This is a genomic window from Pseudarthrobacter sp. SORGH_AS 212 (assembly GCF_030818145.1).
Lineage (GTDB): Bacteria > Actinomycetota > Actinomycetes > Actinomycetales > Micrococcaceae > Arthrobacter.
In genome coordinates this window covers 3,805,143-3,817,711 of record NZ_JAUTAA010000001.1, presented here as the reverse complement: position 1 = coordinate 3,817,711, position 12,569 = coordinate 3,805,143, and the positions used below count along the sequence as shown (strand labels likewise).

General features: G+C 68.7%; 10 protein-coding genes and 1 pseudogene. 2 read left to right on the top strand and 9 right to left on the bottom strand.

What is annotated here, in order from left to right:
• Positions 1-79: 79 nt before the first annotated feature.
• The 3 genes from QE394_RS17505 to QE394_RS17495 all read right to left on the bottom strand — a co-directional run bounded on the left by QE394_RS17505 (position 80) and on the right by QE394_RS17495 (position 5,367).
• Positions 80-3,157: an SMC family ATPase gene (locus QE394_RS17505; RefSeq protein WP_261619556.1), complete on the bottom strand. Its 3,078-nt coding sequence runs from the start codon at positions 3,155-3,157 to the stop codon at positions 80-82.
• Positions 3,154-4,332, bottom strand: coding sequence for an exonuclease SbcCD subunit D (locus QE394_RS17500; RefSeq protein WP_349035150.1), 1,179 nt, complete (start codon positions 4,330-4,332; stop codon positions 3,154-3,156). The genes QE394_RS17505 and QE394_RS17500 overlap by 4 nt, the downstream gene beginning before the upstream one ends.
• A 78-nt stretch (positions 4,333-4,410) precedes the next feature.
• A complete protein-coding gene (locus tag QE394_RS17495; protein ID WP_261619554.1) occupies positions 4,411-5,367 on the bottom strand; it encodes an aquaporin in 957 nt (318 codons plus the stop codon).
• Between the two features lie 177 nt (positions 5,368-5,544).
• On the opposite strand from QE394_RS17495, the pseudogene QE394_RS17490 reads away from it, so the two are divergent.
• A pseudogene (locus QE394_RS17490) lies at positions 5,545-6,628 on the top strand (ADP-ribosylglycohydrolase family protein).
• On the opposite strand, the gene QE394_RS17485 reads toward QE394_RS17490, so the two are convergent.
• Both QE394_RS17485 and QE394_RS17480 read right to left on the bottom strand, forming a co-directional pair.
• Positions 6,609-7,085, bottom strand: a complete 477-nt coding sequence (locus tag QE394_RS17485) for a DUF4395 domain-containing protein (protein WP_349035149.1) — start codon at positions 7,083-7,085, stop codon at positions 6,609-6,611. The pseudogene QE394_RS17490 and the gene QE394_RS17485 overlap by 20 nt on opposite strands.
• 118 nt (positions 7,086-7,203) lie before the next feature.
• Entirely contained in the window at positions 7,204-8,214 is a 1,011-nt protein-coding gene (locus tag QE394_RS17480; protein ID WP_261619551.1) for an exonuclease domain-containing protein, read from the bottom strand.
• A gap of 108 nt (positions 8,215-8,322) precedes the next feature.
• Between QE394_RS17480 and QE394_RS17475 the strand changes: the two genes are divergently transcribed.
• A complete protein-coding gene (locus tag QE394_RS17475; RefSeq protein ID WP_056085420.1) occupies positions 8,323-9,099 on the top strand; it encodes a VTT domain-containing protein in 777 nt (258 codons plus the stop codon).
• A gap of 88 nt (positions 9,100-9,187) precedes the next feature.
• Here QE394_RS17475 and rdgB read toward each other — a convergent pair whose 3' ends face one another.
• The 4 genes from rdgB to murI form a co-directional block, all read right to left on the bottom strand.
• Positions 9,188-9,841, bottom strand: a complete 654-nt coding sequence (rdgB, locus tag QE394_RS17470) for an RdgB/HAM1 family non-canonical purine NTP pyrophosphatase (RefSeq protein ID WP_056085208.1) — start codon at positions 9,839-9,841, stop codon at positions 9,188-9,190.
• Positions 9,838-10,596 carry a ribonuclease PH gene (gene rph, locus QE394_RS17465; RefSeq protein WP_349035148.1) on the bottom strand — a complete coding sequence of 253 codons (759 nt, stop codon included), beginning with the start codon at positions 10,594-10,596 and terminating at the stop codon, positions 9,838-9,840. The genes rdgB and rph overlap by 4 nt, the downstream gene beginning before the upstream one ends.
• Positions 10,597-10,660: 64 nt before the next feature.
• Positions 10,661-11,458, bottom strand: coding sequence for an MBL fold metallo-hydrolase (locus QE394_RS17460; protein ID WP_056085206.1), 798 nt, complete (start codon positions 11,456-11,458; stop codon positions 10,661-10,663).
• Entirely contained in the window at positions 11,455-12,534 is a 1,080-nt protein-coding gene (gene murI / locus QE394_RS17455) for a glutamate racemase (RefSeq protein WP_056085418.1), read from the bottom strand. The genes QE394_RS17460 and murI overlap by 4 nt, the downstream gene beginning before the upstream one ends.
• Positions 12,535-12,569: the final 35 nt, after the last annotated feature.

Here is a 12,569-nt window from a genome sequence, read left to right as displayed (position 1 = left end):
TCCCTCCTCCCGATGCGCGCAACCCGGTAACTGAACCAGTCTACGCCTGCATCTTAACCGCGGCCCGGTCAGCTGCGGGTCAACCGGCGTCGAGCGCCTCCGAGATCCTCAGCGTGGATCCGGTCCGGTGCTTGAGCACCTGCAGTTGGGTCCCGATCCGCTGCTTCATCTCGCCGACGTGGCTGACGAGCCCCACCACGCGGCCGCCATCACGCAGTCCCTCAAGGGCGTCCATGACCTGCTCCAGGGACTGCTCGTCGAGGCTGCCGAATCCCTCGTCCACGAACAGGGTTTCGATTTCCACTCCCCCGGATTCCTGCTGCACGACGTCGGCGAGGCCCAGCGCAAGGGACAGGGACGCCATGAAGGACTCGCCGCCGGACAGGGTGGACGTGTCACGGCGGTGGCCCGTCCATTGATCCACCACTTCCAGGCCCAGCCCGGATTTGGCCCCGCGGGCCGCTTTTGCGTCAGTGTGCTGCAGCAGGTACCTGCCGTCACTCATCGCCACCAGCCGCTCGGACGCTGCAATGGCAACCTGTTCCAGGCGGGCTGCGAGGACGTAGCTGTTCAGGCTCATCCGGTACGTGTTCTCGCCCCTGCCGGCCGCTGCGTCCGCCAGCCCCGCCAGCATCCGGGCCCGCTCCGCCGGTTCCCTGGCAGAACCTGCCAACGCGGCGTAGTCCTGGCTGATGGCCGCCAGCGATGCCAGGCACCGTGCGGCCATTCCGGCGGCGAGGTCTGCCTGGCGCGCCCGTTCGCGGGCCTCCGCAGCTTCGTTTTCGAGCCCTGTGAGCCGTTCCTCGCTGGGTTCAAATCCTCCGGATTTCTCTTCCGCGGCGCGCACCAGGTCCTCGGCAGCGAACAGCTCCCGCACCCTGGCTGCCTCATCCTGGCCGGCACGGACTTCGGCCAGGAGTCCGTCGGCCTCCGTGCTGTCGAGGAGTTGGCCGCGTGCCTCGTTGGCCGTCGCGAAGCCGGCCGACGGCAACGCCAGCTCGAGCTGTTCACGGGCGTCGTCCGCCTGTGACTGCGCCGCTGTCAGTGCGGCCTGCGCTGCCACGGCCTTGTCGAGCACAGCCACTGCGCCCTCCAGCGAGCGCAGGCGCCGGGCCAGGCTGGGACGCCCGGCCCGCAGACCGGACAGGGCCTCGTCCAGCGCAGCGGCCTGGTCAGATACCTCTGCCAGCGATGACTCTGCCTGTGCCAGCCCCGCATCAATTCCGGCTTTGGCGGCTGCTGCCTCGGCAATTCCAGCATCCAGTGCCTCAAGTTTTCCGCGGACTTCTGAAAGTTCGGCTGCCGCGCGCTCCGCCTCAGCAGCTGCAGTACGCGCCTCTCCGGCGGCGGCCAGGGCCTCTTCCTCGGGAGTGTCGCCGCCCTGCCCGGCAAGAACTGCCACAGACTGCTCAGCGTGGGCCAGTTCGGCGCCGACCCGGGCAAGGGCCCCGTCCGCAGCCTCGTAGGCGACGTGTGCTGCTTCCTCTGCCTGGGCCAGCCCGGGGCCCTGGCTGCCGCCGGCCGCAGGTGCGGGATGCTCCGCGCTGCCGCACACCGGGCACGGGTCACCGGCCTGCAGTTGGGCGGCAAGTTCCGCAGCGGCATGGGTAAGCCGCTCCTCCCTCAGGTCCAGCCATTGCTGCTTGGCCTCCAGTTGGCGTTCCCTGGCCGCATCGCAGCGCAGCTTAACCGCATTGCGCGCCGCGACAGCTGAAGCGTGGCGGCGCACCACATCCAGGAGCTCTCCTGCTGACGCGGCTTCCTTGCCGCGCAGCGGAGCTGTTCCCGCCAGCAGCTCCAATGGCCCCAGCCCGGCTTCGAGGCCTGCCCGTTCGTCGAGGAGGGCCGCGGAGCGGACCCCGAGCTTGGCTCCGGCTGCCTCCAACTCTGCCTGTTTCCTGCCAAGTTCGGCGTGACGCTTCCGCAGGGCCTGCAGCCTGTCTTCGTCCGGAAGGCGCGCCTCCACGACGGCCAACAGGGAGCGGAGCCGGCCCAGTTCATCGGCGGCAGACGCCGTGACGGATGCCGGCAGGGAAGATGCACTGCTCCCGGCCACGGCGCCGTCCGTAAGTTCCAACGGTGCCAGTTCGGGGTCATCGTCAGCGGCAAGACGGAGGAACGTCAGTGCCGATTCCGCGGCCCGGGACGCACTGGCCACCCTGGCCGCAGCACTGTCAACGTTCTTCAGCTGGCCCTCGAGGACCTCGGCCTTGCGGTGCCGCGCCAGGCGGGCCGCAAGTTCTTCGAGACGGGGAGCCGCATCCGATACAGCATCCCGCCGCGCTTCGGCCGCTTCAAGCCTGCGCCGCCGTTCGCGGCGTCCGGTTTCCTCATCGACAGCCAGCGTCCGCACGGCCGCCGCCGCTTCGGCGTCCGCCGCGGAACCGCGAAGTACCTCCAGGCGTTGCGCGACGGCTCCTTGCAGCCACTCCAGCCGTTCGGCCGCGTTGTCCGCCGCCGGGGCGCCATCCGCCGCCAACTCCAGGGAGGCGGCCTCGGATTCGGCACGCGCAGTGAGCAGTTCCAGTTGTCCCGACAGTGCAGCAACGCTTTCCCGGGCCGCCAGCGCCTCCCGGGAGAGCTCCTGTTCCAGGGCTTCGAAGCGCTGGGTACCAAAAAGCTTCTGCAGCAGCTCGAGCCGGTCGGCAGCCTTCGACCTGAGGAAGGCGGCAAAGTCACCCTGCGGGAGCATCACCACGCGGGTGAACTGATCGCGGTCCATCCCCAGCAGCGCGGTGATCTCCGCACCGGCCTCGTCATTGCGGGCTGACTTTTCCACCCAGGCGCCGTCAACACGCTCCCGCAGGAGCGTCTTTGCCTGCTGCGTGGTAAAGCCGTTCCTGCCGCGCGCGCTCGGCTTGTCCCAGGCGGGCGAACGGGTGACTTCGAAGCGCCGGCCCTGCGCCGAGAATTCCAGGGTCACCGCAGGTTCCTGCGCGGGTTCGGCATGGTCGCTCCGGAGGCGTTTGCCGTCCTGCCGTGCACCAGGCACAGAGCCGTACAGGGCAAAGCAGATGGCATCCAGGACACTGGTTTTTCCTGCACCCGTTGGCCCGTTCAGGAGGAACAGTCCGTGCCCGCTTAGCCGGTCAAAGTCAACGTCCTCGGTTCCGGCGAAGGGGCCGAAGCCAGAGATGCGAAGGTGGTGGATCCTCACAGTGCCGCCTCCTGGAGCCGGACGTTCTCCAGTGCGGCCGCGAGCGCTGCCTTCTCGGCATCGTCCGGCGTTCGGCCACGGACATGTTCGAGGAACCCGCAGCACACTGCGAGGTCGTCCGGGGCTTCGGCGAGCCTGCTGCTGTAGCTGGTGGACAGCGCCGGTGTGCCGCCCTCGGGGTCGAAGCCCAGCACCAAGGTGTCGGGGAACCTCGCCCGGAGCCGCTCCATGGCGCGTGCCGGACGTTGGTCATCCGTCAGTGTGACCTGGCAGTAGGCGGTTTCGGCGCATGCATGCTCCGGTGACTCCAGCAGTTCCGCCAAGGGACCCCGCAGGACCGCCAGGGCGCGCGGCGCGTCCCACAGCACTTCCTCCACAGCCGTGACGCCGTCCGGGCCGAGGTCCACCAGCCAGGCGCCTTTGCTGTGGTTGGCCTCGGAGAAGGAATACGCCAGCGGTGAGCCTGAGTACCGGACCTGCGGCGAAAGGGACTGGCGTCCGTGCAGGTGGCCCAGCGCCGTGTAGCTGAAGCCGTCGAACAGGTCCAGCGGGACTGCTCCCACCCCGCCGATACTGAGTTCACGTTCGCTGTCCGAGCTGATGCCGCCGCTGGCGAAGGTGTGGGCCAGGACCACTGAATGGACCACAGCGGAGCCGGCGCGCCGCGCGATGTCCTCCCGGATCAGAGTGGTGGCAGCGCTGGTGACGTCGAAATGGCTGGCCGCCTCCACACCCAGCGGCTCGGCCACGAGCCGCGGTTCCAGCCAGGGGATGCCGTAGATGGCGGCGACGGCATCCCTGCCGGCCGCATCCGGGCCCAGCGGCAGAAGCAGCGGCTTGTCCAGGTCTTCCACGCGTGTCCGCAGGTGCACTCCCCCGCGTTCGAGCAGCCGGGCCGCAAAGCCCAGGCGGATGGCGGAGTCATGGTTGCCGCTGGTGAGGACCACCTTTGCCCCGGCGGCCGTGATCCCCACGAGGGCCTCATCCAGCAGGCGCACGACGTCGACGCCAGGCAGGGCGCGGTCGTAGACGTCCCCTGCGATCAGGACAACGTCGACCCCGTGATCCGATACCGCCGCCACGAGCTGGCTGACGAAAGCACGCTGGGCATCAAGCATGCCCACCCCGTGGAAAGACCGGCCGAGGTGCCAGTCCGATGTGTGAAGTAACCGCATCGTTCTAAGCTATCGGCTGCCACCGACAGTTTGCGCCAGCGCCGCAACGCGTCCGTGGCATCCCACAGCAAGGGGCCCTCAGCCCCGCTTGCCGTCGAAGAACTCCTGGGCCTCGCTGGCGGCGCCGCCGGTGGACCCGGCCGCACGTTCCGGCTGCCCCGCGCTGCGAGCTTCCCCGGCGGCGCCGGCTGTGGCGTCCGTGCCGGCCTCCGCAGCAACCTCAGGGCGCCCGTCCAAGGCGGCATCGTCGTCGGACGCGTCCCCGGCGGCGGGCGCGGGCGCCGCCGTGCCGCGGAAGATGCGGAACAGCAGGCCTGCGATGGCCGCACCCGCAAGCGGCGCCACCAGGAAGACCCAGACCTGTTCAACAGCCCAGCCTGAGCTGAAGACGGCGGACGCCACCGCCCGGGCGGGGTTGTAGGGCAGGTTTCCCACTGCCTGTCCCAACTGCAGGAGGGCGGCGAAGGTCAGGCCCACGGCAAAAGGTGCGACGACAGCCCCGGCCTTTTCGCGGGCGGCAGCTCCAAGGAAGACGGCAACGACGATGGCCGCACCCAGCACCTCAAGGAGCAGTACCGCGGCCACGGGCGCCTGGATAATCGAGTGCTCACCGAAGCCGGCGGTGACCGTATCGAAGGCCGTGCGGCTGTCCGCGATGCCCGGCAAGGTGCGCAGTACCGCGAACAGCACCAAGGCCCCCACCACGGCGCCGGCCAGCTGGGCAACGGCGTAGGCGGCTGCCGCGCCGGCACGCATCCGCCCGGCGAGAAGGTGGCCCAGGGTGATGGCCGGGTTGAAGTGCCCGCCGGAAACGTGCCCCACCGCGAGCATCGCCGCTGTCACGGCGAGGCCGGCTGCCAGGGCTGCGGGAAGGGGGCTGGACTGCGGGATGCTGAACAGCGGTACGCCAAGGCCGGCGACGGCGATGAAGAGGCTGCCGAACGCTTCGGCGCCAAGCCTGGGCAGCAGGCCCGGACGGACGGCGTCGGAAGTGCCGGGAAGGGCATCGTGTCGGTCAGGAACGGTAGTGCTCATGATGGGACCTTTTGGGTAGGGGCCAGGGGTGCTGCCGCCGGGCAACCCCAGTATTCTTCCAGCCCCGGCTGGGCGTTGGCTGGACACCAACCGGACGCCGGCTCCGCCGCGGGTCAGGCGGAGCAGTCCCGCGCAACTGCTTTCCGGCCCGCGGTACGCCCACGGTAGATTTGCAGCATGAGCTCTGACACTGGCGTGCCCGCACTGAAGTCCCGCATCCACGGATGCCTGCTCGGCGGCGCACTCGGCGACTCCCTCGGCTACGAAGTTGAATTCGATCCGATTGCCGACATCCGGCGCCGCTTCGGCCCGGACGGGCTGAGGGACTTCGCTGCCGTTTCCGGCAGCACCCACATCTCCGACGATACGCAGATGACCCTGTACACCGTGGACGGCCTGGTTGAAGCGCTGGAGTGGGCCAACTCGGGAGTCGGCGCCGACGTCAACGCGTGCCTGTGGCTCGCCTACCTGCGGTGGCTTGCCACCCAGGGCGAGGATGCCGGGCCCGCGGCACCGGCCCCGCAGGCCCGCTGGATCGACGGGCAGGCTGTCCTGCACCAGCGCCGCCACCCCGGCCGGGCCTGCATTTCCGGATTGGTAACCGGAGAAATGGGAACTTCCTTCCGGCCCGTGAATCCGGACTCCAAAGGCTGCGGAACCGTCATGCGTTCGGCACCTTTCGGGCTGGTGCCACACGTGACGCACGACGCCGTCTACAAGTTGAGTGCCGACGCCGCCTCCCTGACGCACGGGCATCCTTCGGCGCGGCAGAGCGCCGGGGTGTTCAGCCTCCTGATCCACCGCCTCATCTCAGGCGAAGCTTTGCACGATGCGGCTGCTGCGGTAACTGCCCACGCCGCCCGGCATCACCGGCGTGGCGCCCGAACTGCCCCAGCGTCTTGAGGTGGCGCTGCGGCTGGCGGCCAAGGGCATTGTCCCGCCCGAGGAACTCGTGGCCGAACTTGGCGAGGGCTGGGTTGCGGAGGAGGCGCTCGCCGTCGGACTTTACGCCGTCCTGGCCACCCGCCCCGCCGATGACGCAGCCGCGGACACTCCGGTGCGGCACTTCCGCGACGCCGTGGCACTGGCCGTGAACCACAGCGGCGACAGCGACTCCACGGGATCCGTGGCGGGCAACATCCTGGGCGCCTACTACGGCGAGGCTTGCCTGCCGGAAGAGTGGCTTGACGTGCTCGAGGCCCCGGAAGTAATCCGGGGCATGGCGGACCTCCTGGTGAAAGTCACAACCGGCGAAGGCTGATGTTGTTGCACGCTTCGCAGACGTCCTCAGGAATCAACCCGCGGCGCTGAAGCCAGCCGAAGACCACGCAGCCCAGGCAGAACGCCAGGAATGCCTCCAGCGAGGCCGCCACGATCAGGACGCCCAGGACAGCCCACGACGCCGGTACGGCACCGGCGATGAACAGGATAAGCGCCGCGGTTGACACCACCGCGCCCATCCCCTGGGCGAACCGTTTAGGCGGTCCGGCCACGAGCTTGACCTTGCCCAGCCGCGGCGTGATGACCTTCACAGACAGCAAGGCCAGCGGCGAGATCCGCGGGCCGAACAGCAGCCTCAGCCAGAACCCCGCGGCGATGGCCGCCAGCCCCCAGACGGAACCGCTCAATGCTGTGCCAATCGCCGCGAGCACCACCAGGCCTGCAGTGACGCGGGCCGCGTACTCGTTAACGGGGTTGGGGAAGGCGAAGAGGCTCATGGTGCAAGGCTAGGATCGGGCCGCTGCCGGGGGAAAGGATTGTTGCTTCCCGTGAACTCCATGCGGTGGGGAAACGCCGCTTGGCCTGCCTGCGGTGGCAACTTGGCATGCAGGGAGGCTACGCGGTTGCTGCGCCCGCCATGCTCCCCACCATCTGCAGGAACTCCCCCTCGGACAGCACCTCAATGGCCTGCCCGCGGTCGTGGAGCTCAAGCACCCTGCGGGCCTTGCCCGTCAGCCGCCCGGAACGGAGGTCCGCGGCTACGAATCCGTCACCGACCACCAGGACTGTGGTCCTGCCGGTCACCCGGCTTTCCGTCCGGGCGCCGGCCTCGGCCGAACGGACCTTCGCCTCCGGCCGCCCGATGGACAACTGACCGGTGAAGACCACTGTCTGTCCGTAGAGGGGATGGCCGGGCTCCGCATCCGGGTTGGGCTCCGGGTTGGGGCCCTCGTCCGGCCAGCCGGACTGGAAGGGCCGGACCAGCGCGGCCCCGTTCCCCGACCCGCCGGCAAGGGCGGTCAGGCTTTGCTTGGACAACTGGTCCACCGCCGGATCGAACGCGTGCTGCCGGGGCATCACGAGCCCCAGTGAAAGATAGAGCTCGGCCAGGCTGTTGGCCCCGTTGCGCCGGGCGATGTCGATCAGGATACCGGCGCAGGCACGGGCATCCTCCGCGGCGTCGTGGTGCCGGAGCAACGGGACGCCGGCCTCCTCCGCAGCGAACGGCAGGGAGTTGGACACCAGGGAGTAGCACCGGCGGGACAGCATCACGGTGCAGACGTAGTCGTACGCGGGGCCGGGAAGTCCGGAGACCTCCAGGGCCGAGCGGATCACACCCAGGTCGAAGGCGGCATTGTGGGCTGCCAGCACGTCGTCGCCGATGAAGGCCCCAATTTCAGGAAACAGGTCACCGAAGCGGGGCCGGCCCGCAACGTCCGCGGCGGTGATGCCGTGGATCCGCACGTTGTGGTACTCGAAGTGGTCATGGTCCGCAGGTGGCCGCATCAGCCACGCCGCTTCCTCCACCACCCGGCCGCCGCGGACTTTCGTCAGGCCCACTGCACAGGGAGAGCCCCTGAAGCCGTTCGCCGTTTCAAAGTCAATCGCCGTAAAGTCCAAACCCACGCCAGCAACCTTACCGCCGGAAGGCGCCCGGACCCGACAGGCTGCAGGCCAGTCCGGACCGCCCGGCGCAGGCCCGTCAAGTACCCTTGAAGGGTGAACTTTCCCCTGATGAACCACCTTGCTGTGTCCATGCTGGGCGGTGCAGGACCGGTCCAGCCGCAGCTGGCTTCCTTCCTCCCCGACTGGCTGAACCCCCAGATCTTCCTGGCAGATCCTGCCCTGGCGCCATGGGTGGTCTTGCTGGTGTGCGGCATCGTCTTCGCGGAGACCGGCCTGCTGGTGGGCTTCTTCCTCCCCGGCGATTCCATGCTGTTCACGGCGGGCCTGCTGGTTGCCACGGACACCATCAAGTTCAACGTGTGGCTGCTTGCCCTGCTGATTGTGATTTCGGCCATCATCGGCAACCAGACCGGCTACTTCATCGGGTCCAAGGCGGGCCCTGCCATCTTCAACAAGCCGAATTCGCGGCTGTTCAAGCGGGAAAACGTGGAGAACGCCCACGCGTTCTTCGAAAAGCACGGCGGCAAGGCACTGATCCTGGCCCGCTTCGTCCCCATCATCCGGACTTTCGTGCCGGTCATAGTGGGCGTGGCGCAGATGGACCGCAAGAAGTTCTTCCTCTACAACGTCATCGGTGCGGTGCTCTGGGGAGGTGGTGTGACGCTGCTCGGCTTCCTCCTCGGTGACAAGGTCCCGTGGGTGCGGGACAACCTGGACGTCATCTTCATCGCCATCGTGCTGGTATCTGTGCTGCCCATCGGCATCGAGGTCCTGCGCGGCATGTCCGCCAAGCGGCAGGCCAGGGCCTACGGTACCGACGCCGTGGACGAGTTCATTGAGGAACACACTCCGGAGGACGAACACAAGACTCCCCGCCACCCCTAGGGGCGGATGGCGAAAGGCGCGGTCCCCCTTGACGGGACCGCGCCTTTTTTCATGCATATTTCCGGGTCGTTCCCGGGTCAGCCCGGCCTCAGGCGGGCTGCGCTTCCAGTGCCGCCACGATGGACGGCAGCAGGGCACGGAAGGCCTTGCCGCGGTGGCTGATGGCGTTCTTCTCCGCGGCCGACAGTTCGGCACAGCTGCGGTCGTGGCCGGCCGGCTGCAGGATGGGGTCATAACCGAAACCGCCCGCCCCGCGGGGCTCGCGCAGCAGGACGCCCTCGAGCTGCCCGTACTCCACCACCTCGCGCGTGTCCTCCCCCTCGGCTGCCGGGACAGCCAGGGCCGCTGCACAGACGAACGCGGCACCGCGGTGCTGGTCCGGCACATCGGAGAGCTGGCCCAGGAGGAGATTGAGGTTGGCTTCGTCGTCGCCGTGCCTGCCGGACCACCGCGCCGAGAAGATGCCCGGCGCGCCGCCCATCACATCGACGGCAAGGCCCGAGTCATCGGCTATGGCCACCAGGCCCGTTGCTTCGGCGACGGCGCGGGCCTTCAGCAGCGAGTTTTCGGCAAAGGTGACGCCCGTTTCGACGACGTCCGGCGCACCCGCCGCAGCCGCATCCACCACCTGGGTATCGACGTCGAGCCCCGGCACCTGGCCGCGCAGGAGCTCGCGCAGCTCCCGCAGCTTGCCCTTGTTGTGCGTGGCAAGGACCAGCCGCGGGGTGGCCGCAGCACTCACAGGGTGTCCGCCAGCGTCTCGCGCTGGATGGCGGCGAGCTGGGTGGTGCCCAGCAGCGCCAGGTCCAGGAGCTGGTTCAGTTCGTCCCGGTCGAAGGGCGCGCCCTCGGCGGTGCCCTGGACCTCCACGAATTTGCCGGAACCGGTGACTACAACGTTCATGTCCGTCTCAGCCCGGACGTCCTCGACGTAGGGCAGGTCCAGCATTGGAACGCCGTCGATGATGCCGACGGAGACGGCAGCGATGGTGTCAGTCATCGGCTGGGCGTTCCGCGCGATCAGCTTGTTGTCGCGGGCGAAGCGGATGGCGTCGGCGAGGGCCACGTAGGCGCCGGTGATCGCCGCGGTCCGGGTGCCGCCATCGGCCTGGAGGACGTCGCAGTCCAGGACGATGGTGTTCTCACCAAGGGCCTTGGTGTCGATGATCGAGCGCAGGGACCGGCCGATGAGCCGGGAGATCTCATGGGTGCGGCCGCCGATCTTGCCCTTGACGGACTCCCGGTCGGAGCGGGTGTTGGTGGCGCGCGGGAGCATGGCGTATTCGGCGGTGACCCAGCCCCTGCCCTCCCCTTTGAGCCAGCGCGGGACCCCGGCGGTCAGGGAAGCGGTGCACAGGACCCTGGTGTTGCCGAATTCGATCAGCGCCGAACCTTCAGCCTGGTTGGACCATCCGCGGGTGATGCTGATGGGCCGGAGCTGGTCGGGGGCGCGGCCGTCGGCGCGCACAATGGGCACTGCAGTTGCTTCAGAAGTCATGCCTTTAGCTTATCGAGTGCCAGGGCCCGGTCCGCCCCGGCAGCCGGGCTAGTTGAACGGGCTGCTAGATGGTGTAGTGCACTCCGGCCACGGCCACGGCAACATCACCCGGGAAAACCGGGCGCGCTTCAGCCATGACGGTGGTCTGCGAGGTCCAGACAGGAATGTGGGTCAGCAGGAGCCTGCGGGCGTTAGCGGCCGCTGCTGCTTCGCCGGCGCGCTTGCCGGTGAGGTGGACATCCTTGATCCCGTCATCGCGGCCTTCCTCGAAGGCCGCCTCGCACAGGAACAGGTCGGCGTTTTTCGCTGCCTCTTCCAGGCCGGGGCAGGAGTCCGTATCCCCGGAGTAGGTGAGCGTCCGGGCCACCGGGTTGCCGTCCTTGTCCGGTTCCACCACCTCTACCCGGAGTGCGTACGCCTCCTCCACGGGATGGTTCACGGCGTAAGGCGTCACCGTGAAGGGGCCAACCGTAACGGGCCGGCGTTCGCTCCAGTTGGTGAAGTCGAATTCCTCGTGCATCCCGGGGTCCAGGTCCAGCCCGTACGCGGTGGCCATCCTGTCGGCGGTGGCGGCCGGCCCCCAGACGGGAATGCGGCCGCGGTCCCAGCCGCCGGGCTTCCAGCGGACGGCGACGTGCAGTCCGCACAGGTCCATGCAGTGGTCCGGGTGCAGGTGGGTGAGGAAGATCGCGTCGATGTCCTCCAGGTCCGTGTAGCGCTGGATGGCGCCGAGCGCACCGCTGCCGAGGTCCATGACCACTTTCCAGGTCCGCTCCCCGTCGGTGGCCGTCAGGAGGTAGCACGATGCCGGGGACCCGGGGCCGGGGAACGAGCCGGTGCAGCCGACGATGGTGAGCTTCACAGGCCGGTCCCCCCGGTGCTGCCGGCGGGGCCGGTGTCCGCAAGAGCGCGGTCCACGAAGTTGGAGATCCGTGGCCGGGTCCGCGCGCTCTGGGCGGCGGCGATCATCTCGGGCGTGATGCGGGCCAGGCTGCCCGTGGGGTACTGGGCGGCAACGTGGTCCACATGGCGGACGGACAGCACCTCGGGCCCGAGGAACCGCCTGGCCAGTGTCTCGAACTGCGCGGCATCGCCGGTGGCCACGAAATGGTGCTCCGGCGGGGCGGCCGCCGTGCGCTGCAGGTTGTTGGTTGCCAAGGCCCGGTAGACGTCCTTGGCGGTTTCCTCGGCGCTGGAGACGAGGGTGACATCCGCCCCCATGACGTAGGAGATGACGCCGGTCAGCAGCGGGTAGTGGGTGCAGCCCAGCACCACGGTGTCCACGCCCGAGGCCTTCAGGGGTGCCAGGTATTCCTCGGCAACGGCAAGCAACTCCGGCCCGGTGGTGATGCCGGCCTCGACGTAGCTGACGAATTCAGGACAGGCCACTGAGGTGATGTGCAGGTCCGGGGCTGCGGCGAAGGTGTCCTCGTAGGCACGGGAGCCGACAGTGGCGGAGGTGCCGATGACGCCCACCCGCCCGGAGCGGGTGGCCGCCACGGCTCGGCGGACCGCGGGCTGGATGACTTCAATGACAGGGATGCCGTACTTGGCCGTGTACCGTTCGCGGGCGTCCCGGAGCACCGCGGCCGACGCCGAGTTGCAGGCTATGGTGAGCAGCTTGACGCCGGAGTCCACCAGTTCGTCCATGACGCCGAGGGCATTGGCGCGGACTTCGGCGATGGGCAGCGGCCCGTAAGGCCCGTGCGCCGTATCTCCCACGTAAAGGATGGACTCATTGGGCAGCTGGTCGATGATGGAGCGGGCCACCGTGAGGCCGCCTACGCCGGAGTCGAAAACGCCGATGGGCCGGGTTTCCAGCGCCGCTGCGGGAAGGGCGCTGGCTGCGGACGCCTGTGCAGCGACCGCTGACGGCTCCTTGCTCGAGGCTGTTGTCATGATTATTCGAGGATAGGTCTTCCCTGAAGCCTCAGCCATCATGTTGTGGCCTGGAACTCGTGTCTGATGTGTCA